At 44.8% G+C, this 25111-nt stretch carries 15 protein-coding genes and 2 pseudogenes; 4 read left to right on the top strand and 13 right to left on the bottom strand.

All coding sequences use genetic code 11. From position 1 onward, the window contains the following. The 3 genes from JGK36_RS13050 to JGK36_RS13040 all read right to left on the bottom strand — a co-directional run. Positions 1-182: transposase DNA-binding-containing protein (locus JGK36_RS13050; protein WP_293197051.1), on the bottom strand; the 182-nt coding region annotated here is incomplete at its 3' end. Between the two features lie 376 nt (positions 183-558). Further along, positions 559-2217, bottom strand: coding sequence for a diguanylate cyclase (locus tag JGK36_RS13045; protein ID WP_293197052.1), 1659 nt, complete (start codon positions 2215-2217; stop codon positions 559-561). A 266-nt stretch (positions 2218-2483) separates the two neighbouring features. Continuing rightward, a complete protein-coding gene (locus JGK36_RS13040; RefSeq protein WP_293186054.1) occupies positions 2484-2951 on the bottom strand; it encodes a response regulator in 468 nt (155 codons plus the stop codon). Between the two features lie 155 nt (positions 2952-3106). Here JGK36_RS13040 and JGK36_RS13035 point away from each other — a divergent pair, with 155 nt between their 5' ends. Then, positions 3107-3274 carry a hypothetical protein gene (locus JGK36_RS13035; RefSeq protein WP_293186052.1) on the top strand — a complete coding sequence of 56 codons (168 nt, stop codon included), beginning with the start codon at positions 3107-3109 and terminating at the stop codon, positions 3272-3274. Positions 3275-3440: 166 nt separating this feature from the next. Here the strand turns inward: JGK36_RS13035 and JGK36_RS13030 are convergent, their stop codons facing one another. From JGK36_RS13030 to JGK36_RS12990, 9 genes and pseudogenes are all read right to left on the bottom strand, one after another. After that, positions 3441-5348, bottom strand: coding sequence for an ATP-binding protein (locus tag JGK36_RS13030; RefSeq protein WP_293197053.1), 1908 nt, complete (start codon positions 5346-5348; stop codon positions 3441-3443). Continuing rightward, positions 5349-7283 carry a response regulator gene (locus tag JGK36_RS13025; RefSeq protein WP_293186050.1) on the bottom strand — a complete coding sequence of 645 codons (1935 nt, stop codon included), beginning with the start codon at positions 7281-7283 and terminating at the stop codon, positions 5349-5351. Positions 7284-7901: 618 nt separating this feature from the next. Further along, on the bottom strand, positions 7902-11081 hold the full coding sequence (locus tag JGK36_RS13020; protein WP_293186047.1) for a PAS domain S-box protein: 3180 nt from the start codon (positions 11079-11081) through the stop codon (positions 7902-7904). Then, positions 11078-11476 carry a response regulator gene (locus JGK36_RS13015; RefSeq protein WP_293186045.1) on the bottom strand — a complete coding sequence of 133 codons (399 nt, stop codon included), beginning with the start codon at positions 11474-11476 and terminating at the stop codon, positions 11078-11080. The genes JGK36_RS13020 and JGK36_RS13015 overlap by 4 nt, the downstream gene beginning before the upstream one ends. A 52-nt stretch (positions 11477-11528) precedes the next feature. Further along, on the bottom strand, positions 11529-14084 hold the full coding sequence (locus JGK36_RS13010; RefSeq protein ID WP_293197054.1) for a CBS domain-containing protein: 2556 nt from the start codon (positions 14082-14084) through the stop codon (positions 11529-11531). A gap of 280 nt (positions 14085-14364) precedes the next feature. After that, complete coding sequence (locus JGK36_RS13005; RefSeq protein ID WP_293200957.1) at positions 14365-16686, bottom strand: ATP-binding protein; 2322 nt, start codon at positions 16684-16686, stop codon at positions 14365-14367. Beyond that, positions 16655-17416: a hypothetical protein gene (locus tag JGK36_RS13000; protein WP_293193420.1), complete on the bottom strand. Its 762-nt coding sequence runs from the start codon at positions 17414-17416 to the stop codon at positions 16655-16657. The genes JGK36_RS13005 and JGK36_RS13000 overlap by 32 nt, the downstream gene beginning before the upstream one ends. Before the next feature lie 160 nt (positions 17417-17576). After that, positions 17577-18227, bottom strand: a pseudogene (locus JGK36_RS12995) (IS1 family transposase); the annotation flags it as partial. 98 nt (positions 18228-18325) lie between these two features. Next, a pseudogene (locus JGK36_RS12990) lies at positions 18326-18970 on the bottom strand (serine/threonine protein kinase); the annotation flags it as partial. A gap of 1205 nt (positions 18971-20175) precedes the next feature. Here JGK36_RS12990 and sds point away from each other — a divergent pair. Continuing rightward, positions 20176-21147 carry a solanesyl diphosphate synthase gene (sds, locus tag JGK36_RS12985; RefSeq protein ID WP_293193419.1) on the top strand — a complete coding sequence of 324 codons (972 nt, stop codon included), beginning with the start codon at positions 20176-20178 and terminating at the stop codon, positions 21145-21147. Between the two features lie 425 nt (positions 21148-21572). Here sds and JGK36_RS12980 read toward each other — a convergent pair whose 3' ends face one another. Beyond that, on the bottom strand, positions 21573-22037 hold the full coding sequence (locus JGK36_RS12980; protein WP_293197056.1) for a hypothetical protein: 465 nt from the start codon (positions 22035-22037) through the stop codon (positions 21573-21575). Positions 22038-22575: 538 nt separating this feature from the next. Between JGK36_RS12980 and hetZ the strand changes: the two genes are divergently transcribed. Continuing rightward, entirely contained in the window at positions 22576-23757 is a 1182-nt protein-coding gene (gene hetZ, locus JGK36_RS12975) for a heterocyst differentiation protein HetZ (protein ID WP_293181759.1), read from the top strand. Further along, the gene (locus tag JGK36_RS12970) at positions 23750-24823 is read left to right on the top strand and encodes a hypothetical protein (RefSeq protein WP_293181761.1); all 1074 of its coding nucleotides are present in this window, start codon (positions 23750-23752) and stop codon (positions 24821-24823) included. Before hetZ ends, JGK36_RS12970 begins: the two co-directional genes overlap by 8 nt. Positions 24824-25111 lie beyond the last annotated feature (288 nt).

The raw sequence follows: 25111 nt of genomic DNA, 5'->3' as shown, positions 1-25111 counted from the left end.
AAGATAATTTGATGATTTTTAATTCTTGAAACCGTCGCATCTACGTGTCCTTTCCTAAGCTGAGATGGTTTGATATATGGTGAATCCCAAAAATCGTAATTAGCCTTAGTTTCTGCCCATGTACCACTAGCTTCAGGTACAGTGGATGTTGGTTTATCACTCAAGTTAGAAACAATTTTCATGAATCTATTTGTTCTTCTTGCATCTCCCAATTGAGTCTTTTCTAATTCTTCCCTTACCTATTGATCGATCATTTTAATCTCATTCCTGGGCGATCGCCCGATCGTTTAACATCACAGATGTTGATTTTTGTCAAATTTATTGTTAAGAAAGATGTTTATAAAGCATAGTTTTTTAAGGGGGGTTAGGGGGGATCTGTCTTAAGTGAACAGTATTGGGTTATATAAGAAGATAGAGATGAATACAGGACGATGCAATCGGATTTGATATTATTTGTTAGTTGGCAGTTGTTAGTTCCCACCAATGCCCAATGCTCAATGCTCAATGCCCAATGCCCTGTTTGGCCAATGCCCTGTTTGGCCAATTCCTAATTCCCAATTACATCAAAATTGGGGAAGATTCCGGCTTACTGGCGTGACAAATACGATTTTTGCCTTCGGTTTTGGCTTGATAAAGGGCGCTGTCAGCGCTGCGAATTAGGATGTCGGGAGATTGCTGGGCAGAAGGAATCGCTGTGGCAATTCCGCAACTGACGGTAACGTAGGAGCCGATCGACGATCGCGCGTGGGGCAGTTGCAAGCTGGCAATGCGATCGCAAATTTTCCGGGCGACAATGTTTGCCCCTTCGGCGCTGGTGTTGGGCAGCACTATGGCAAATTCTTCGCCGCCGTAGCGGGCAGGCAAATCCCCAGCCCGCTTGGTACAAGAGGCGATCGCCTTAGCAACTTGGCGCAAACAATCGTCGCCGCCGAGGTGTCCGTAAAAGTCGTTATAAAGTTTAAAAAAGTCGATGTCAAACATAATTAAAGACACTGGCAGTTCCTCTCTTGCCAATCTGCGCCACTCTAACATCAAAACGCGATCGAACTGGCGGCGGTTGGCAATGCCCGTCAGTCCGTCAGTAGTGGCCAGTTCCTGCAATTTTTGATTGGCTATTGCTAGCTGGCGGTAAAGTTGAGATTGTTCGATCGCGATCGCCACTTGATTCGCCAAGTGCTGTAAAAAATCTATTTCCCACTGCTGCCATTCCCTCGTCTCGCTGCAATTGTATGCTGTCAGCATTCCCCACAAATTATTGCGATTTTCTCTCTCTAAATCCGGCGCACTTTTTCCCTGCACGTGCGGTTTGCCAACAGCCGGCAGCGAGAGATAATTTTCGGCTGCATATTGATTTTTTTCTGCATCCCAAATACTACCTTCTAGTCTTTGGTTTGCCGTTTCCCAGTCGCCCGATTGCCAAATTGGCACGCTTAAAACTGCTGCAATTTCACAATCTGCCAGCAATTCTTTGCAACTCCCAGACAATGCGGCCGCGTTCACATCTGCTATTGCTTGTACCGACTGGGATTCGAGCAAGAAAAAGCATGAAACTGCCAAAGCAGCATTAATATTTTGGTTTTCAATATAACCGTCTGGTAAACCGTCACCTGCGACGATCGCACCTTTTTGCTCTTCCCCGTCAAATTGAGACGCCCAATCCTGACAGCGATAAATTAAAACCCGGTCTGTGTTGAGAAATTGGCGCACTTCTGCTACGGTACTTTGAAGAATGCTTGCCGCGTCTATTGACGATCGAATATGTTCGATCATTTGTCCCAACAGCCGCTCTCGGATCGCCTGCTGTCGCAATTGTTCTTCGACTTGCTGGCGTTCGATCGCGTAATGGATTGCTCGCACCAGCAGAGTTCTCTGAAATCTTCCCTTTACCAAACAATCTTGAGCGCCCGATCGCAATACCGACAGCGCCGTATTCTCATCATTGCTATCCGTCAGCACCACAACTGGCACTGTGGGCGATCGGGCTTTCAAAACGGCGAGATCCTCGCTTCCCCCCAAGCCGTCTGACACTGACAAGTCTAATAGTACGGCGTCAAACTTTTCTGCTTCCAGACACGCCAGTCCCCTCTCCAGAGATGTAACAGTTTGGAGGCGAAACACAGCCTCGCTGAATGACCCTAAAAGATCTTCGATCAGCGTTGCATCTGCGAGGTCATCCTCAACCAACAAAATTTTCAGACATTGGTTACGTGTTAACACAACTATAGCGTTTGGAGCGGGTTTAAGGAAACTTTCTTGTTTTGAGAGCGATACTGGCGATCGGCACTAAACAACAATAATATCTTCTAGCGGCGGGTTGAACCCGGATTTTTTCTAGCCGGCAGTGGAGCACTGCTCTCACCCACCCTCCCCATCAGCCTGTTTATTTGTACATACCTACTGATTTGCGTTTGCGATCGAGCCAATATGTCGGTCTATCAAATTCAGTTTACACTCAAACTATCGATCTAGCCATCAATTAAAGCTTACAGATCCGCAGGCGGGAGCGAAACGATTTCAAACCAATACTGGCATAAAGTCTTCATTACTTCCACCAATCCTTGAAAAGTGACTGGTTTAGATATGAAAGAATTCGCACCCAAGCGGTAGCAAAGCAAGATATCTCCGCTGCGGTGCGACGTTGTGAGAATCACCACCGGAATTTGTTGAAACTGGGGGTCAGATCTGATCGAAGTTAGTGCTTCTCGCCCGTCAAGCCTCGGCATATTCAGATCCAAAAGTATCAGGTCTGGTCGATGCCAATTGCTGCCACCAGCATATTGACGGCGACGGTACAAATAGTCTAGCACTTGTTCTCCATTTTCCACAAATTCGCTTCTGATTGGTAATCGAACTTCTCGCAGTGCTTCCTCCACCAAAAAGCGCGTGTCCTCGTCATCGTTTGCTATTAAAATAGTAAATTTTTTCTTTTCATTTTTCTTTGGATAATTCACGGCTTGGCCTCACGACTAACTGATTTTGTGAGGTAGCGGGACTTGAAGCGGTTTGCGATCGCCTGCAAAGCATCTGTTGCCACGACGATCTGGCAAATCTGGCCCATAACACTGAATTTGTGTTGCAGCAATTGGCGGTTTTGCATAATTCGCAAATGTTTGTCACTAATCTTTGTTTCACTTGGCAGTCTCTGGGAGAACCGGCAAACGGCAAAGACATCAGAAATGCTTGTCCGGAAATTCCTACTAAAACTACTGTATCCCAAAGCCAGGTGCTCTGGATACAGTTGAAACAAACTGACAAGTCTGGCGCACACCGCTGATTTTTAAGTTGTATAGGGAGCGAGCTAATATCTTTATACTGAATGATTTTTAGCTTGATGTCATCAGTGAATATGCTAAAATTTATGAGTATTTGTATAAAAAAATGATAAATATATTTAGAGTTTAAGCAAATGACTGCTCACCGATCCAAGCAGAATGCTGATTTCAATGTGTAACAGGAACAGAAAAATAAAAAGTCGAGCCTCGACCAGGTGATGATTCTACCCAAAGCCGGCCGCCATGCCGATCGACAATTCTCTGACAAATCGCTAAACCGATACCTGTTCCCGAATACTCTTTTTGGGTGTGCAAGCGCTGAAAAATCTGAAAAATTCGTGGATGGTGCTGTTCGGGAATGCCAATACCGTTGTCCTGCACCGCAAACACCCAGTTATCCCCCTGAAGCGAAGCGCCCACCTGTACCACCGGCGCCTCGCTGCTACGGTATTTAATGGCATTGCCAATTAAATTTTGAAACAGTTGCAACAGTTGAAAACAGTCACCTCTTACCATTGGCAAATCGCCCCTAGTTACAGTAGCTTGATGCTTGCGGATTGCCAACTGCAAATTAGCGCAAGCATCCTCAAAAACCTGATTGCAATTTATCAGCTCAAAAGGTTTTTGACTGCGACCGACTCGCGAATACTCCAGCAAGTCATCAATCAGCGCCTGCATCCGCACGCAAGAATTAACAATATTGCCGACAAATTTATTCCCCTGGGCATCAAGTTGGTTTTGATAACGCCGTTCTAATAGTTGAGCGTAGCCTGCAATCGTGCCCAAAGGTGCTTGCAAATCGTGAGAAGCCACGTAGGCAAACTGTTCTAATTCGGCATTAGAACGAGTCAGTTCTTCAGCATAACGGGTTTGAGTTTCTAAACTTGCTTGCAGCAATTCTTGTACCAGCTTGCGCTCGGAAACATCCTCGATCGCACAAATCAAATATTGCGCGGTTCCCTCAGCATCGCGCATTACCGAAACAGTAACATTCGCCCAGCGCACTTCCCGATCTTTGCAGATCAAACGCTTTTCCCGAGAAAAAGTTTGAATTTCCCCGCATAACAGCAACCGCACGTATTCTCTGCCAGCTTCGATGTCATCAGGGTGAGTAATTGCCTGCCAATCAAGCTGCAACAATTCCGATTCTGCATAGCGGACAATTTGGCAAAAGCCGGGATTTACTCGCAAAAATTCACCTGAAAGTGTAGTTTTAGCGATGCCCACTGCTGCTTGCTCAAATATCGCGCGGAAACGTTCTTCACTTTCTCGCAGGGCAATTTCTCCTCGTTTGCGATCGGTGATATTGCGAAATGTGACTGCCAGACCGTCGTTTAATTTGACCGCGACAATGTGCAGCCAAGCACTTGTCTCTGAATTGTGTTCGTAATAAAATTCTTGGTCTAAAATTTCTCCGGTTTCTACGACAGAAACGTACAAATCAAATAACCCATTATTGCGAATTTCGGGAATTTCTGCCAACAAATGATTGCCAACTATCGCATTTAATGGCCGACCAGAAATATTGTTGGCAGCAGGGTTGACTAACAGCCACAGGAAATCTACAATCTTTCCCTGACTGTTGCGGACGGCAGAATAAGCCACCACACCGTCTAAGGAACTATTTAAGACGCTAGCAAGCAGCGACTGCGACTGTTGCAGTTCAGTGTTTTGCTCTTTTAGTTGCTGTTGCAGTTTTTGCAAGCAGACTTGCTTGTCGATGCGCGCTAAAACTTCTTCTACTTGAAATGGCTTGAGAATATAGTCGGCGCCGCCCACTCGAAAAGCTTGTAATTTATCATTAATCTCATCTAATACACTTAAAAAAATTACCGGAATTTGTTCAGTTTCCGGTGTAGCTTTCAGTCTCCGACAAACTTCATAACCGTTCATTTCCGGCATTCTGATGTCGAGCAAAATTAAATCGGGGCAATGGGCGATCGCAGCCTTCAACGCCAGTTTACCGCAAATAGCTCGACAAACTTGATACCCCTGGGCAGTTAGCAGCTCGGATAAGAACCGCAGATTGCTCGGTTGGTCGTCAACCACCAATACTTTAATTTCACTATGCTCCATTTATTTTAAAATAGATTGAGTTAAATCCATTATCCTATCGAGTCGGTAATCTGCCAGCAAATCTTTTAAAGCCTCAGCTAACGTTGGATGAGTTTCCGAAATGCGATCGACAATTTGAATCGCCAGCTCTTCATCAACATCATTAACTGCGTCGTAGAGTTCCTGCACCCAACTTCGAGGCATCTGGGCGAGCAGCGGCGAGAAAAATGAATCTGGTTTTTCGCTCACAAAATAACGCCGTAAAGCCCCGACAGGGAGCGCGGGCAATTCTTGATAGATATAGCGCACTCCCAAGTAAGAAGCGATCTTATCAAAGAGCATTTGCTCTTGAAAAGGTTTCCGCACAAAATCGTCGCAACCTGCGGCAAGAATTTCGCCTTTTTTTTCCTCAAAGGTGCTAGCAGTCAGAGCAATAATTACAGTTCGACGCTCAGATGGTTTCTCTTTAGCTCTAATTTGTCTGACGGCTTCAAAACCGTCCATTACAGGCATTCGCGTATCCAGCCAAATTAAATCAGGGTGCCAACTTTCCCAAAGTTCAAGAGCTTGGAAGCCGTTTTCCGCTTCTCGGACTTCAAAACCAATTGGTTGCAGCATTTTCACCAGCAGCAGCCGATTTTCTTGATTGTCGTCAACTGCTAAAATCCGATAAATCGGTTGATCTGGTTGTAGTGCGATCGCCCGCTGCGATGTCGCCACTGTTATTTCAGATGAAGTAGCGGGAAATACTCGGATATTAAATTTAAAAATGGTTCCCTCACCTAAAACACTTTCTACCTCAATATCTCCGCCCATGATCTCTACATATTTTTTAGTGATTGTCAAACCCAATCCCGTACCGTCAGCCGCTTGTTTGCCAGCTTCTGTTTGCACGAAAGCCTCAAATAACTTGTCAATTTCTGCTGTTGCTATGCCAACTCCCGTGTCTTCAACTTCAAACAAAATAAAATAGCAATCGTCCGAAGTAGAATTAGGATAAACCTCCGATTTTGCGGGCTGGTGGTTGGCTTGCACAGCGCGCAGCCAAATACTGCCGCAGTTTGGTGTAAATTTTAGGGCATTTCCCAGCAAATTAATTAAACATACGCGCAGCTTTTTTTCATCAGTTTTGATGTATTGGGGAACATTCGGCTGCACGGAAAATCTTAGTTGCAAATTTTTGGTTTCAGCTTTGATTTGAAACATCTCTTCGAGAGTGTCGAGGAGTTGATAAAGGTCAAAGCTGCGTTCATCTAAGCCAATGATCCCGGCTTCTATTTTGGACAAGTCTAAAACATCGTTAATTAGTTCCAGCAAATGTTGACCGCTGCGGTTGATAATTCGGAGATTTTCAATATTTTCGTGGCTGAGTAAAGAGTCGCGGCTCATGACTTGGGTAAAACCCAGGATGGCGTTCAGGGGAGTCCGCAATTCGTGGCTCATGTTGGCAACGAATTGACTTTTTGCTAGGGATGCAGCGGCTGCGGCTTCTTCGGCTTTTTTGCGTTCTATTATTTCTTGTTGCAGTTCGGTATTGCGATCGATCAATTGTTTTTTCAGTCTTTGGATGGTCAGTTGATGTTCGATTCTCGCTAAAACTTCTGCTACATGAAACGGTTTGGTTATAAAATCTACTCCTCCTACTTTAAAGGCGGTTACTTTGTCTAATACTTCATCTAAAGCGCTAATAAAAATAACTGGAATTTCTGATGTTTTCGGATCGAGCTTGAGCTGCGTGCAGACTTCATAGCCGTCCATTTCCGGCATTTTGATGTCGAGCAAAATCAAGTCTGGAGAACCTGAACGCGCTGCTCTGATTGCCATTTTGCCGTTAATTACGCCCCGGACTTTGTAGCCGCGATCCGACAGCGTTGCTGATAAAACTTGCAAATTTTCGGGAGTGTCGTCAACAATTAATATGTTGCCTTTATTATTTTCTGTTTTATTGGTGGTCATCGATGGTATTTTTTGTTAAATTGATAATTGCTGAAATTATGAAAACCGATTAAATCGTCATTATAGCACTCGCTCCAGCATCAACTACTTCTATATTTACAGAACTTACCTACAAAAAAACGATAAACCGGTTTTTTCAACCAAGATAGAGAGCCTTCAACAGTTGACAGTTGACCGCTTGACAGTTGACAGTTTGAGAGCGACCTCTACCTATAAAGAAGAGGATTGGAGTAATGAATAGTCTGATTTTAATTTCTCCCTCGAAGGCGGGCGGGCTTTCAACCAATTCTTTCTGGTAATACGATTTTAGATGGGGAATGAATGATTCCATCAGGGTTGGGAGTGCTGGCAAAGCAGTTGCTTTTTTTGTGTAACTGGTATAACGAGATATTTTCGTTATAAAACCCAGTTTCTTCGTCCACCTTTATACTGATTTAAATAATCATCAAAGATAGTTTAGCCGATCGCCCACGAGCAAGTTTAGCAATAGTCGATCGACCTCAACCATCAATAATCCTGAGCCCGCCCCTCTCCTCTCCCCTCTCCCTTCCCCCCTCTTCCTGATGACTGATGACTAATGACTGATGACTGATGACTAATGACTTCTTCCTTCTTCCCTCAAACATTTCTAAATTCCTCAATCAAATCAATAATCCGATCGCACCGGAAGTTATTCGCCAAATCGGCGATCGCGCTGCGGTAAGGAGCATCAACAGGAGGAATCGACAACAGCAGCCGAAAAATCTCCTCGTTATCAACCGAATCCGCCGCCTCGTACAACTCATCAACCCATTGGGGAGGCATAGCTTCAAAAAATGAAGAATTCAGCGCAACAGGCAAAGGAGCCGTCACAGTCGGCGCCGAAACGTCACCACCAGCCACAGCATCAGAACTTAGCGAAGCTTCTCGATCGTAAACATAGCGGACACCCAGATACTTAGCCATCTTTTCCAGAATGACTTGTTCCCGAAAAGGCTTCGCGACAAAATCATCGCACCCAGCAGACAAAATCACCGATCGCTCTTCATCAAAAGCACTCGCCGTCAGAGCAATAATCACCGTTGCTTGACCCTTCAAATGCGCTTTAATCTGTTTAGTAGCTTCGTAGCCATCCATCACCGGCATCCGCATATCCATCCAAATCAAATGAGGTTCCCAACTCGACCACATGGACAAAGCTTCAACGCCATTTTCAGCCTGCCGCACAGTAAAACCGAGACATGACAGCATTCTCACCAGCAACAAACGGCTTTCCAGGCGATCGTCCACAGCTAAAATGCGGTATTCCGGCTGTCCGGGTTCCAGGCCCACAACGCGACGAGTTGTTTGAGCCACCTGAATTTCCACTTCATTAGGGAGCGAAACTTTAACATCAAATCTAAAAATGCTGCCGTTACCGACGCTGCTTGTCACCGTCATTTCTCCTCCCATTAACTCAACGAACTGTTTGCTGATCGGCAAGCCTAAACCAGTTCCTTCATGAGCTTTTTTCCCGCTTTCTGTCTGAGCAAAAGGCTTAAACAAACTATCCATTTCTTGGGCAGAAATTCCCGCCCCCGTGTCTTCCACTTCAAAGAGCAAGCAGCAATTTGCGATCCTCTTCGAGGGCTGCGCTAACGGCGGAATCTCTTCGTTATTTCTATTTGACAACAGCTCATGTTTGATTCTCAAGTTGACACCACCTTCCGCCGTAAACTTGATCGCATTTCCCACCACATTAATTAATACTTGACGCAACTTACTTTCATCTGTTTCTACATATTGAGGGAGGTTGGGCGCAGCATCACAAATTAACTGCAACCCTTTTTTTTCGGCTTGCAGCTTCAGCATATCTTCAGTATTTTCTAGCATTCTGTGCAAGTCGAAGGTGCTGTTATTGAGTGTCACCAGCCCGACTTCGATTTTTGACATTTGCAGAATATTGTTGATCAGATCGAGCAAATGTTCCCCGCTGCGGCTAATAATTCCTAAATATTGCTGTTGGTCACTACCGAAGGCTGCGTCGCGCGCCAGCAGTTGAGTGAAACCGAGAATCGCGTTGAGGGGAGTTCGCAATTCGTGGCTCATATTCGATAAAAATTCACTTTTCGCCCTGTTCGCTCTGTCGGCTTCTTCTTTGGCTTTTTGCAGCGATATTTCTGCTTGTTTGCGCTCAGTAATATCGCTGGCAGTGCCTGTGGTGCCGGTGATATTTCCTGCTGCATCCAATCGCGCGATCGCCTTTGTATTGACATCTATCTGCCTGCCGTCTTTCCCTAATACTATACTTTCGTACTGAAACACAGCATCTCCCGTCAGCAAGCGCTGCTGAAGTTCTCGGTTCCGGTCTATCTGTGCTGGTGCTAAGAAATCGCTAAAAGAATAGCCGAGCATTTCTTCCGGGTCATAACCGTAGATTTGTTTGACAGCTTGGTTGACAAAAGTCAGGTGTCCTTGGGCATCGCAAGACCAGATAATATCTTGGGAAGTTTCAACTAAATGACGGTATTTTTCTTCGCTTTCTGCTAATGCTATTTCCGCCAGTTTGCGGGCAGTAATGTCCATCAAAGTTGTGAAGAGTTTAGTCACTTGCCCTTGTTTGTTGACAACTACTTCTCCTCTGGATTCGATGTAGCGGATCGAGCCGCCTTCACTTGTCTGTGACGGGCAAGTATCCGCAGCAATTGTCGATTCCGGGCGCAGGATGCGATATTCCAAACTGTAGGATTTGCCGCTAGCAATAGCAGCGTCGATCGTTGTTTGCCATTTTTGGCGATCGTCCGGATGCACGTATTGTGCAAATTCACTTAGTGTTGGCGCAGCCTCGGTTGCATCGAGATCGAAAATATGAGATAATTCTTCCGACCAAGTAGTTGTATTGGCAGAAAAATCGCATTCCCAATTGCCGACGCGGGCGATTCTCTGCGCTGCGGCTAAAGATGCAGCTAGAGCCCGGAGTTTTTCTTCTGCCAATTTGCGATCGCTAATATCTTGAATCACCGAAATCACGCAGGTTTCGCCGTGAATGTCAATGATTTCAGCAGACACCAGCCCGGTTCTGAGTTCCCCAGTTTTAGTGCGCCAATCAAATTCGTAGTTACGAACAATTTTTTGTTCGTCTAACATTGCAAACAACTTGGCGCGGGCTTGTGTACTTTCCCAAAGATTCAAATCAAGCGCCGTGCGATCGATAATTTCTGCTATCGAATAACCAATTGTCTGACAAAAAGCCTCATTGACTTCTAAATAACGACCGTCTTTAAGTCTGGCAATAGTAATCGGGTTGGGAGAAGAACGAAAAGCTTTAGCAAACTTTTCCTCAGACAAGCTCAGTTGTGCAGTCCGCTCCTCAACTAAAGTTTCCAATTCTTGATTCAGCTTTTGGAGTTGAGCATTTTGTTCCCCTAATTGCTTCTCCATAAAATAGCTGTTGACCGCTTCTTTTAAGGTCAACTTCAAATCTTCTGACTGCCAAGGCTTAGATATGTAGCGGTACAATTTAGCATATTTAATAGTATTCGCCACAGCTTCGAGGTCTGCTTGCCCCGTCAGCATGATTTTGATGGTTTTTGGTGAAATTATGTGAATCTGCTTCAGTAATTCGTCCCCTTTGATATTGGGCATCAGGTAGTCGGAAATCACAGCCACGATTTCGCAACCCTCTTCCAGCAATTCATCTATCAACTCTAAAGCCTCTTCGCCGCCTTCGGCTGTTTCTAATAAATGTTCTTCTCCCAAGGCTTTTTTTAACTCAATCTTCAAACTTTCAAGGATGATCGGTTCGTCATCCACGCAAATAATCACAGGTTTATTGTTCATATTTTTGCTAAACCAGATTTTATAGTTTCTACTAATTCTTGACCGTCCCACGGCTTGTACAAACAGCGGTGCAAGTTTGCCTGCTCTTTCACCCGTTGTATTGCTATTTCATCAGCTTGCCCGGTCAGCATAACTTTCACAATATTGGGATATTTTTGGTGAACCCGGATCAAAAATTCATCTCCTTTAAGACCCGGCATCAACCAGTCAGATACTATGACCAAAATATCGCTTTCCTCTTCTCCTTGAATTTCCTCAATAATTTCGAGAGCTTCATCGGCATTTTCTGCTACTTCATAGAGGTAATCATCACCAAATTCTTTTTTCAGTTGAATCTTCAAACTGTTTAAGATTACAACTTCATCGTCAACACACAAAATTACTGGTTTTGGCATAAAATTTTACTCTTTTTTGATTTTAAAATTAACGGGCAGATTGAGCCAAATTTTAATTATTGGTCTCAGTGATTTCGATAGGCAAGGATACAGTAAATTTGGTTTGACCAGGCACGCTTTCTACTTGCAGTTTACCTTGGTGTTTTTTAATGATTTTATGAACGATATCCAATCCCAAGCCGCTGCCTTCTCCAGGAGGTTTAGTAGTGAAAAATGGCTCAAAAATTCTAGGCATAATCTCTGGAGGAATGCCGGGGCCGCTGTCGGTAATACTGACTGATATTGCGTTATCTTGGTGTTTGACCTCAATTTTTAACAGTCCTTTGTTGCCCATCGCTTGTAAAGCATTATGAAGCAAATTTGTCCAAACTTGATTTAGTTCATCAGGATAGCATAGCATAGAGGGTAAATCATTAACATAATTCCTGACGACTTCCACACCATGTTTGATTTGGTAGTGGTAAAGCGTTAAAACAGTATCAATCCCGTCGGTAATATTGGCGATCGCCTTGGAACCCGACTGGTCGTAACGAGAATAGCTTTTCAAGGCAAAAACAATTTTGGCTGCCCTATCTGTCGCAGTAACAATATTTTTAGTGCTTTTTTGTACCGTAGCAAATTCGTAAGCGGTTTGTAAAATATTTGGACTTGCGCTGTCTTTCAACAAAGGTAAAAAACGTTCTAAATTATTGCAAATACCAATATCTAACAAGGTACAAGCAAGGCTGTCAGCGTCGTCAATTTTTTCTGATTCTAATTGCCGCTGCAAAAGTTTTTTCAACTGACGTTTTTCTTTACTAGATAAGTTGTCTGTTTCCTTACTTGAGTTGTACAGCAGGGCAAAGAAATCCTGCTGCCGTTCCGGGGATAGTTGCTTGAAAAATATCGGTAACTGGTGCAATTGTTCGGCCCAGAAGTCGGCGATGTTCTGCACCGAAGAGCGAATCGCCCCTAAAGGAGAATTGATTTCGTGGGCAACTCCGGCAATTAACTGTCCGAGGGCTGCCATTTTTTCTGATTGAATCAGCTCTTGTTGAGTGCGCTTCAGTTCTTCTAGGGTATGAGCTAATTCTACATTTTTTTTGCACAGCGCTGACTCTGCTAGTTTGCGGGCGCTGATGTTGCGGGCAACCCAAATCACTGCATCTTTTGAGAACAGAGAAATACAGGCGGAAAACCAAATTTCGCGATCGCCAACTGTTAAACTGTAGTCGAAATTGAGGGTTTGTTGCGTCTCTAACACTTGCTGAACTAGCATCCACCAATCATCGGGGTTGTCGTCGTCAAAAAAATGTTCGACCGTCAGGCTGACTAGATCGCAATCCGGCTCATAAACTGCCGCCGTATTAGTCGGCAAAACCTCTATGTTGCCATGAATATTTAGTACGAGAACGATGTCTGTCATCGCTTCAAAAACTGCACGAACTTTGGTTTCAGAAAAGTGTAATTTTTCTTCTAGCAATTTGCGATCGCTAATTTCTTGCTGTAATTCTTGGTTGCTGGCTCCTAGTTGAACCGTGCGTTCTCGAACTCGCTGCTCCAGTTCGGTGTTGAGGCGGCGGACTTCAGCTTCAGCGGTGGCGCGGTCTTGTATTTCCTTCTTTAACTGACTGTTCGTGTTAATTAATTCTAAAGTACGCAGCTTAATTTGCTCTTCTAGATTTTCATTTAATAACCGCAACTGTTCCTCTATTTCGGTTCTGCGAAGCGCTTCTTTTTGCAATTGTTCGTTCACTTTTTTTAACTCCAGGATATTTTCGGCAACTGTTTCCTGCAAAAGCTCGACATTCGCGTGCATTTCTACCGGATCTAAGGCGTGCAGCAGGCTACTTTGGGTGACAATTCCGGCTAAATATCCTCCCTCGTCCACCACCACCAAGCGCCGGATGTGGTGATCCTGCATGAACTGGTGAGCCTCCCACAATGTGGCTTTTGCCTGCAACGGCATCAGGGGAAAACTCATCGCGGCGGCGGCGCGAGTGCCAGCGAAATCGAGTCCGGTAGCTTGGAATTTAACAATGTCCCGTTCTGTAATTATGCCCACTGGTTTCTGATTTTTGTTGTCGCACTCATTGCAAATGACTATGCAGCTTTTGCGCTCAGTTGCCATCTGTTTTGCCACTTCTAAAACTGAGGTGTTAGTTGAGGCAATTCTTACTTCTGCGGTCATAATTTCTTCGGCGCGCCGCATTTGCAGCAAGTCGCCCGGTTTCAGGATTTGACGGATGCTTTCTCCGGTGATGGCGCCCAGCAAGTTTCCGCTGTTGTCTGTAACGGGCAAGTGACGGATTTTTGCCGATCGCAATATACTCAATATTCTGAAGATATTCCCCGCTTTATCAAGGGAAATCGCGATCGGCTTTTCAGTCATTACCTCAGCAATTATCAGCCCTGCTAGCGGTATTTCGCTCGCAGTTATTTTCACAACATCGCGCTCCGTAAAAATTCCGATCAGTTGCCGCTCAAACGCGATTAAAACGCAACTAGCCCTCGCCTGAGTCATGGCGGCGATCGCGACTTTCAAGGGTGTATCTGGAGGCAGTACCGGCGGTTTGCGGTCGATCGCCTGTTCTAAGAAGCTTTGGCTATCAGAAACTGTTATTGACATGGGCAAATCAAGGGGGAGATGCAGGTGGAACCGGCAATTAATGCCATTTTAGCTTTGAGCTTTGACAATGACTGCACCCTGACCGCGATCGAAGTCTGACATCCGTCTAAAGTTGTATTTTTGGTCGCGCCTCGGTATAATTTTGGGGAGCATCTCAGTTTTGTAAAAAACATTTTTTTTCTTTGAGTGCTGTCCCGGCTCGCGAGTTATAGAATACGCGAGCCGGGACAGCACTATAAAAGCAAAAATGAGATGCTCCCTAATTTTTATTGTAATAGCGCTAAACGGCGATCGGAATTGACACGATAAAGCTCGTTTGACCGATCGCAGATGTTACTTCTATCTTACCCGAATGTTTTTCGACAATTTTCTTAACAATATCCAGTCCCAAGCCGCTGCCTTCTCCGGCGGGTTTTGTGGTAAAGAAGGGTTCAAATATTCGCGGCAAAATTTCCGGGGGAATTCCTGTGCCGTTATCCGTAACGCCCACCAACAGGATCTGATTTTCTACTCTGACATCTAATGTTAAAATTCCGCAATTGTTCATTGCTTGCAGGGCGTTGTGAATCAGATTTGTCCAAACTTGATTGAGTTCGTCTGGATAGCACAGCAATTCAGGCACTCCATCTTGATAATTCCTCACAACTTCTACTCCGTGTTTGAGTTGGTTATAATAAAGAGTTAATATAGTTTCAATTCCCTCAGTAATATTAGCAATAACCTTTTCTCCCGTAGAGTTAGAGCGAGAATATGCTTTTAAAGCAAAAACTACTTTTGCAGCTCTATCTGTAGCTGTGATAATAGTATTCGTACTTCTTTGCAAAGCAGTAAATTGATAGGCTTGCTGTAAAATATCCGAGCTAGTGGGGTCTTGCAGCAAAGGCAAAATTGATTCGATATTGTCGTAAATGCCGATATCAACTAAGGTGTCTGCTACTGTTTCTGAATTTGCCACAGAATTGTTTGATAGCTGCTGAATCAAAGCTCTTTTAAACTGGCGTTTTTCTCGGTTGGAAAAGAGCATCGCCTGCGACTGGTATTTGGGGAGCAGCGTCAATAAATCAGAGTAACCTTCTGGGGACATTTTGTGGAAAAAATCCGCGATTTGGGCCAGATTTTGATTGAAAAAATCGGCTAAATTCTCGACAGACGATCGAATCGCACCCAGGGGAGTATTGATTTCGTGAGCCACACCAGCAACTAGCTGTTCCAATGCTGCCATTTTTTCCGATTGAATCAGCTCTCGTTGCGTTGCTTGCAGGTGTTGCAGGGCTTCCGAGAGTTCTCTGGTGCGATCGGCTACTTGCATTTCCAAGGTTCTGTTGTACTCTGCTACCAGTTTCTCAGCTTGTTTGCGATCGGTGATATCGCTGAAAGCAGTAATCGCATAGACAATATTGTTTTTGTTGTCAAAAATAGGTTGCGAGTGCATTTCCAAAGGCACAATCTTCCCGGATCTGCGGACTTCTAAATTATCGGCGATCGCACTTTCGCCATTGAGAGCTCGCCAAGCCGGCAGTTGTTGTTCAGAACAGGGGCTTTCCTTTCCTGATATATAAATTTCAGAAGCTGATATCAACTCTTCACCTGTAGCTGACGGCGCCAAAATTCGATCCAGCAACCGCTGTCCAGTTTCATTGATGTAGGATACCTTACCCTGGGGATTATGTACCGTTATTCCCACAGGTAAAGCTTCTAAAAACTGCGTCAACTTGCTCTGACTTTCCCGCACTTCTGCGTAAAGTTTAGCGTTAGCAATAGAAACAGCAGCCTGCGTCGATAACAGTTGCAAAACCTCTACCCTGTCATCAGTAAAAGCACTCGTAGTGAGATTGTTCTCTAAATAAACCATCCCAATTAATTGACCTTGATTCAGCAAGGGCGCGCACAATATAGATTGAGAATTATGTCTGACAATATACGGATCGCGCGTAAATCTTCCTTTGTTAGCTGCGTCACTTTCTACAACATTTCTTTTCCTCCGAGCGACATAATTGATAATGGAAACAGGCAGGCACTTTTCAGCAGGAACCGACTGCAAAACATCCACGCGATCGCCATCTAATTTTCCCGAAGCTTCTACCAAAAACTTACCTCGGCTTTCCAAAATCAAAAAACCATTTTCTGCCCCCGCATTTTGCAGCATAATTCTCATCAACTTCGCCAGTAACTTGTCCAGCACAATCTCGCTAGCGATCGCAGCAAAGGCTTTCATCACTGCCGCCAAATCAAAAGTTTGGCCCGAATCGTGGCTGCTGGAAATATTAGTAACTGTAGCGCTGTCGCTGGCAATGCTAGTTGACACTGGAATTCTGATTAAAAATTGGGGATAGTGTGTTTCCAAATCCTCAACTTTAGCTTGAGCTCCCCAGTGAGTGTAACCATAGTGAGCATCAGCCAAATAAACTCGTGCAATCTTCTCTTTTCCCCAACCGATATAGAACTTAGCTGCAAGTTCGTTAGCGAGAGCTTCTTCGTTAAGATATTCGTTTTGCTTCGCCAAACCAATCGCGCGATCGTACTCCTCCATTGCCTGAAAATTATCGCCCAAAACCCGATATTTCTCAGCCTCAACCAGATGAAATTTGTGCAAGTGATTCATGGGGGCGCGTGCAGCCCATGTCTGCATTTTCTTTTGGTTTTCTCCTACTCTTTCGAGCAGCATCTCTCTCCAATACATCCGCCTCAGAACAAGCAGCTAGTGCAGCCAAAGAATCATAAAAATGAAACACCGGCACAGTTAAAAAACCAGTTCCTCCCATTAAACCTTGTCTAAATTTACCTGCATTTTCCAGTGCTTGGCACAAATCCCCGAATAAATAACACAGTATTAGCTTGTGCAAATAAAAGTAATGTATTCCCGTGCGATCGTTCGCTTTCGCCAGCAACGGTAGCAGATGCTCTTCTTCGCAAGCTGTCCCCGATAAATTGCAAGGATTCTCTGCTTCACCCAGCAAGTTAAGCACCGCTTGATGAAATATTTGATTGCACTGCAAGTTGATTGATTGCTTGAGTTGAGCCAGCAGGTTGCTAGATTCAGCAATTTCGACTTTTAGATTTGTAAGTTCTTGCCCTACCAAATAAGCATATTGAGATTTTTGTTTGGCACAATAAGCGACAAACTCAAAATCTCCGTTTTTGAGTGCACTTTGATAGCTTTCTCGGAACATTGGCAGGGTTTCCCTGACATGATATTTGCTGTGAGCGATACAAGCTGCTACTATATATAATATTTTCCCTTTGAGGTTTTTTGCATTGAACATTGATGCTAAGTTTAAAGCCAATTCCCCTAACTTATTTGCCGATTCAATGTCTTGAGATTCGTAGTTCATAACTACGCCCCAAGCTGCGTAGAAAAAGGCAGAAAGCGGTGAATTTTCAGGTAGTCCCCTGAAGGAAAGGATCGACCGAATAAAACTGAATTCAAAGAAAAGTAGGCATTTAGAGTTGTAAATTAGCATTGTAATGATGGACAAACCGCCAAATTGCAGCAATATGATTTTCTAATTTTTTAGAGAAGGCTAAGCTCTTTCTTACCAGTCGAGAAACTCGTTGTCGAATAGTACAGTTGAAGCGCTCGATATAGCTAGTCAAACCACTATCTTTATCTACACGGCGTGATGACGTTTGCTGGGTAATACAGAATCATAAGCACAAAACGTGGTCGGTATAAATTACTGCACATTGACGGTACACTGGTGGTATTGAATCCCATAAAGCGCTCGCCGATGCTGCGCTACGATCTCCAATATGTACACCAACAATTTCCCTAGTCTCGGCGTCCAATGCCAGCCAGACCCACTGCTGATTTCCTTTACTATCAACGAATGACCATAACTCATCCATCTGAACATTCAAGCGCTTTTTTTCCTTGGGAGTCACTTCCACTTGCTTCTTAACAGCAGCCGCTTGGCTATTAACGTATCGCTGCACTGTATCTTCTGACACTTGTAGTACCCGAGCAATTCCCGCCTGAGAAATACGTTCAAGTAGCATCCGTGACATTAATTCCTTTTGTTCTTTTGTAATAGGTTTCCATGCCGGATTTAAAACAAATTGACGACCACATTCTCGGCATTTATAATGAAAGTTTATGATGCTGATGCCGAGTTTTACCGTTCCGACTAACTTCTTTTGAGCCACAATTAGGGCAACAATTAATTTCTAATGTCATATCACGCTATGGCAAACACTTCTCTAATTATAGCTTGCTCCGATCCTTTCCTTCAGGGCACTACCCTGGTTTCAAACGGCAGTTGGCCCGTCAGCATTTCATAGAGAGTTGCGCCGAGAGAGTAATAGTCGGTGCGATAATCTAGGCTGCGGTTCATTCTGCCAGTTTGTTCTGGAGAGATATAGGCGAGAGTGCCTTCTAGAATATGGGGATGCTTGAGGGTGGGTTGTTCGGTTAATTTGTCGGGCGCGAAGACGCTGGCTATCCCAAAGTCAATGATTTTGAGTTGGTTGGTGCTGGGATTGAAAACTATGTTGGCAGGGTTGATATCTTTGTGTATGATGTTGGCGCTGTGAATGTCGCCCAAAATGTCGGCTATTTGAATGGCGAAGCTCAGAGATTCGGATAGAGTAAAGGGGCGAGAGTGCATCAACCTTTTGAGAGATTCTCCTCCGAAGTCTTCGAGTACGATCGCCAAAGTGCGATCGTACTGTTCTAAGCTGTAAGCTCGGATGACTCCTGGGTGATTTAAGCTGCGGATGATGTCATATTCTTGTTTGTGACGGGCGAGTGCAGCCGGAGTGGGGTAGTCTTGCTTGAGTATCTTGAAGATTACGTGCTGGCTGTCGGTCGATCGCACGCCCCGGTAAACTAGAGATCGATCGCTTTCATAGATTTTCCTGAAAATTTTGTAGCCTGGAAAGTGGAGCATAACCGCAGAATCTTAGAGAGCAGCAGCGTTTATCCTAGTGTAGCCACTGATATGTGTTAATCGCTACCACCACAAATATTCTCAGACTTGCCTGTAAGCTCTCAACCACGAGCTCGATCGATCGCAAATCCTCAATCTAAAATCCTCAATCTAAAATCTTCAATCTAAAATCTAAAATCAAATAACCCTGCCTTTGTGTGCAAGCATTCAAGGCAGGGTTATTATGGAATATTCGGAATTCTGAGCGAGTAGTCCATGGCGGGCGAGGCCGGATTCGGCTGCCAAGCGTTGCACTACTCGCCCAATCGAGTTATTTTAGAGCTACGTTCGGCCAACATCAGCACTATATAAATAGTCATTACATAACCGGCGGCTAGAATGGGAATAATTAGAGGAATATCGCGATAAATCATAATTAGAACCAAAAGTCAAGGACGAGGAGGAGGACGGGACAAGTTCAAGACCTACTACATTAATTCAGCACGCAAGACTATGCCTTGGTTCTGAAGGCTACTTTTCCATATCAGGCTTGCCGAAAAACTTAGGCGTTCCCGGTGAGTCGATTTGAGATTTTCCATTTTTCGATTTTAGATTTACTCGGCAGATAAATCTGGGAGCTTCAACTAAGATCTAAAATTTTGGGCTACCCACGACAATTGTCGTGGCTTCTACCCGTTTTTGGGCGAGGTCAATAATGATTTACTGCTTTACAGATGCTTGAACAGCGTAAAACCATCCACTTTAGCTGCTTTGAGCTACCGTGCACATCTCATGCGCTAGTCTTAACTCCTGAAAATTTTTAGCCACAAGAAACTAAAAATCTGTCCCAGAAATTTTCGCTGCGATCGACTAACAAGGCTGGCTCTACGAAACTCTTACAGGCATCTGAAAGCTACCTGCCAGCCAGGCTCAATTACAGCCTGTACTTAATGTATAGAATTGTTTAAATCCTTAATACCTATAATAACACAGCGTTTCTGGGATTTAGTTATTTTTTGGCAGTGTGCTTAACAATTCGATACAATAGGAGCAACCCCTCTGGCAGCAGGCTACTCGCCTCTGGCAGTTGGGCGAGTCCTCGCTGGCGACAGACCACAAATAACTGCCGATCGCCTAGATTTTTGTTCCCTATTGCAGAGAATTGTCTTAAAATAAAGATATGATATGTAAAATTTTGTTACTTTACGGCTTGAGTCGGCGTATCCATGATCTCTAGCACTCTCCTATTTTCCTCGGTTGAAGAAGACCTGCGACTGTTGACAGAAAACTTAAAACAGTTAGTGGGTGCCCGTCATCCCATCTTGTACGCGGCTGCAGAATACTTATTCGGCACAAAGGGAAAACGGGTGAGACCCGCAATAGTCTTGTTGATGGCCAAGGCGACGATGCCCGATCGGGAAATCACCGAAAAACACCGCCGCCTCGCGGAAATCACAGAAATGATCCACACAGCCAGTCTAGTCCACGACGACGTGGTGGACGAGTCGGATCTGCGGCGGGGAGTACCGACAGTACACAGTCGGTTTAACAACCGAGTGGCAGTATTGGCGGGAGATTTTCTGTTTGCTCAATCTTCGTGGCACTTGGCAAATCTGGACAACCTGCCAGTAGTCAAACTGCTTTCAGAAGTGATTATGGATTTAGCTGAGGGCGAAATTCAACAGGGACTAAATGGATTTGACACCAGTTTGTCGATCGAAGCGTACTTAGAAAAAAGTTATTACAAAACAGCGTCTTTAATTGCCAACAGTTCTAAAGCAGCGGGCTGTTTGAGCGAGGTTTCAGCAGAAATAGCAGACGATTTGTACAACTACGGTCGCAACATTGGTTTAGCATTCCAAATAGTAGATGATATATTGGATTTCACTGCTTCAACGGAAACTTTGGGGAAACCCGCAGGCTCGGATCTGATTAGTGGTAATTTGACAGCACCAGCACTATTTGCCCTAGAAGAAAAGCCTTATTTGGAAGTTCTAATAGAACGCGAGTTCGCCCAAGAAGGAGATCTAGAGCAGGCTCTGGCGCTGGTAGCAGATTCTCAAGGTATAGAGCGATCGCGAGAACTAGCAACAAATCACGCACAGAAAGCTGTCGAATACTTAGCTGCGCTGCCCCATTCAGAATCCCGTCAAGCCTTGATTGATTTAGCAGATTACGTTTTGAGCCGGCTGTATTAGAGGTTAAAAAGTTGCACGGTAGGGGAATTGGTAATGGGGAGTTGGTAATGGGGAATTTCCTATTACCAATTCATCAGAAATTTAATTATCGCGCTTCTTAAGGATGGCGAATTAAATAATTTACACATATTTGTGGGATGGGCCAGAAGAAGCATAAAACTTGTGGAAGTTATTTAATTTTCATTCCTAAGTGAGTTCCCGAGAGCGCAAGCAATGAAATATTACCGATTACCTATTACCGATTCCCGATTCCCGATTCCCTGACATACTTCACTGCCATTGAGAAAGGGAGAATCTCATTTTTGTAAAAAGCATTTTTTTCTTATAGTGCGAGCGTCCCCGCTCGCGTATTATACGATACGCGAGCGGGGACGCTCGCACTATCTAAATGCAAAACTGAGATGCTCCCTTGAGAAAGGCTATATTTAGGCAATATCTGGCGGTGGAGCCGATCGATACTGTTGCAAGTAAACATTGATTAAGTCTTGCACTTGTCGGCGAGGGATTTCCGTCCCGACTTCCTGATTGCCGGGATTTTCAAAAAAAACAATACTGTCGAGACCTTCAAGAGCAATCATCTGAAATAAAATGTGAGTGACAGGCAACTGTACGGGCTTGACGCTCCCGCCCCCAGCCACGGCAGCGGAGGACGCATCTTTAAGAGTGGGAAAAGCATAAATCACCTTCTTCTCCTGTCCCGGTTGCTTGAGATTGCTCAAAACCACGATCGCCCAACTTTCGTCTACCGATTGCAGGATCGAGTATTCGAGGTGTTGTAGCTGTTGGGCAATTAAAACCAGCGCCGGGGCGATCGCCTCTAAGATTTGTGGCGTCGAACCGTCAGGTGGAGCTTGCTCGATTAGTGCTTGAATCTGTAGATCTAAATCCATCAGTCAGTTAATTTGAGATTTGAGTTTAAGAATGTCAGGGTAACAGGTGCAGGTGCAAGTATGTGATACCTAGCACTGCCCCATATTAAGCTAAAATGCGAAATCTGAAGTCCCATAAATTTGATTAATAAATATGAAACATATACCCAAATATAGCCTTTTTTAGCAAAAATTCTGCATTTTTTAGACCAATTCACGCTTTACCCTTCAAGTCTAAAACTATCGTGCCTCATGCTCGATTTAATTGCTCCGGGTGTCGGTGGCTGATGCAAAATTTATACTGAGGGAATAAAAAAAACGGTTTATCCTAAAAATTATCTCGTGTTCACAACCAAAACCCCCTGGTTAAACCTGGTTGGTGGCGGATAGTACATCCGGGACACATCAAAAAAAGCAGTCGTCAGTATTTTTGTAGAACAGGAGATCGAGGACATTGCAGTTTGTCCTGTGCCGGAAATACCGGAGCAAGTAGCGGTAGAAAAAAAATCTCCATACTGCTACATAACTGTGCTAATTTCAATGTGAGCTGTAAACAATCATGCGGGAAATCTGCCAGAGCGTGGAAACCATATTTCAACTGCTGTTAGACGAACTCAAAAAGTCCACTCGCGCGTCTGAGCAGAATTGCCAAGATGTAGCAGGGCGACTCGCAGCAGAAGTCAACAGGATATGCACAGAAAGTCAGAGAATTCAAAACTCGGGAGACATAGAGGGTTCAGCCCAGAGTCTAGCTCAGCACCGCTTGCAACAATGCCTCCACTATTACACTTTAGGCTCCGGGCCCGGGCGAGTAGAATTGCACAGTACCCTCAGCGCGATCGTCTATCGCTACATCACCCCTCCACAGGTGCAGTCTAGCTATCAGGCGCGAGTAGAACTGATCAAAGATTTCTTGCAAGGATTTTATCTGGAAGCTTTAAAGGCATTCCGGCGGGAAACCGAACTGCCACCTACCTACAGTCCTCGCACTCGCTTAGAACTAGCAGAGTACATGGCCTTTGTAGAGCGTTTTGGCAAGCGACGCATTCCCTTGCCTCGCAACCGGAGCCAGCAACTAATTATTTTGCGGGCCCAAACTTTTTCCCAGCAGCAACCCAAAGAAACCTCCGTGGATATGGAACAAGCCGCCGATGGAGGGGCTTCAGATTCCGACCAAACTTGGAACGACACGTCGGTGCACTCGGTGCGGGAAGCGATGGCAGGACAGGGTTCCTCGGCAATTCGCCCTCAAGGCGAAGAGTCAGAATCTCTGCGGCAAAATGTGATTGATGAATTAGTGGCGTATTTGAAAGAGCGCAACCAACAAGAATGCGCTGATTATTTCATATTGCGCTTGCAAGACTTGCCGACTAATGAAATAGAGTCGCTTCTAAACATAACTCCCCGTCAAAGAGACTATTTGCAGCAACGCTTTAAGTACCATTTGCTCAGGTTTGCCATGTCGCACCGCTGGGAACTGGTTCACCAGTGGCTGGAAGCAGACTTAGATAAAAATCTGGGTTTGCTGCCTTCCCAGTGGCAGATATTTGGCGACCAAATCGGGCCAGAGGGGCAGCGTTTGTTAAAGTTGAAGCAACAGGGTCTGTCGGAGTCAGCGATCGCGCAAACCCTCGGCAGCACGGTAGCCCAGGTACAGAAACGGTGGTTTAAATTACTCGAACTTGCCTGGGAATTACGAAATCGTTCAGATTCCGGAGAAGGGGCATCTAGTGATGAATAACGAAACGAACAGGGATGCAGAGGCTTTCGAGCGCCATTTCTTAGACTGGGTATTGCAGGCGCCGATCGAGAATGCCTCTAGCGAAGATGAGGAGAACTTCAATCTGCCCCCTTCTTCAGAAGAGTGGGGCAACGAAGACAATTCTGGGGTGGAATACTGGGAATGGGACGAACCAGACCCGCTGGATTATCAAGTGAGGGGGCACAGCAATGCACCCGCACAACCGCTGACTATTGGAGATATACCGACCGTGCAAGACCGTTTTCAGACCTTGTTAAAAGAAAGGCTTAGAGCCGAAATCGAATCCAACCCGCCTCTGTTCCCCTGGGAAACAGAAATTAAAAGTTACGACCACGACTACCCAGACGATGTAGCCCCCCAATGGGTTCCCCCCCTACACATCTGGACTCCCCAACTACAAAATATTAGATGGGGTCGCCTGCCAATTCCGATCGCCCAAGGGGTTTTTGCTCAACTGCTAGAACCTTGTCAGGAATTGGTAATGTTGTCACTGCGGGAAGGAGCAAAGTTAGTCCGCGCTGTAGATAGCTTGTTTCCAGACCAGTCTCAGGAACTTAACGAATTAGCTGGTATGGTACTTCTGGGTGCGACAAGAGGAATTACAGCTTCAGAAGTAGAAGATTTACCGAATTACGAAGTGGCAACTACCGATCAACAAATGCTCATGTCGCTGTTGGCCGCCCGAGAAATCATTGACTCTCTAACTTTGGATTGTCCTGTAAATCAGCCGCCGGTTTCCCGAGAATGGTTGACAGCTTTGGGTTCGCTGACTCTGCAAGCTCAATACCTGTCCAACCGCAATACAGAACCACCAAGGCCGTGTTTAAGAGTTGAATGCGAATTTCCTGGGGGAGGAAGTTTGGAACTCAAGGGAGGAGATGCCGAAGCAACTGCACATCGTCCGAATTCCGGGCATTTAAGTGTGGAGTTGTTCGATCCGCAACCGGATAAGATTTATGCCTTAGAAGTTCGATTCCAAAACTTCGAGACTAGACCTCTGATGTTTGCTATTCGTCCAGTTTTGTCAGGACAAGATAGCAACTAGAAAGTTTAGTTGACAGTTGACAGTTGATAGTTGACAGTTGACAGTTGACAGTTGACAGCTACCTCTACCTGGAATGAAGAAGATTGGAGTAATGAATACTCTAATTTTATTTTATCCCTACAAGGGAGAGGCTTTAAGCCAAGTCTTTCTGGTAAAATTAGAGTAAATAATGTATGTTTTTCCTCTAGGGTTTGACCTCACACACAAACAAATTCAATCCCCCGACCTCGCTCGTGAAAAGCAAAAAAAATTAGATTTTAGTTAAAGCCCTCTCAGATTTATCTGTGG

It is taken from the genome of Microcoleus sp. PH2017_35_SFW_U_B (genome assembly GCF_020737865.1).
Lineage (GTDB): Bacteria > Cyanobacteriota > Cyanobacteriia > Cyanobacteriales > Microcoleaceae > Microcoleus.
The sequence above is the reverse complement of the archived record's forward strand: the minus strand, read 5'-3'. Positions and strand labels throughout refer to the sequence as shown.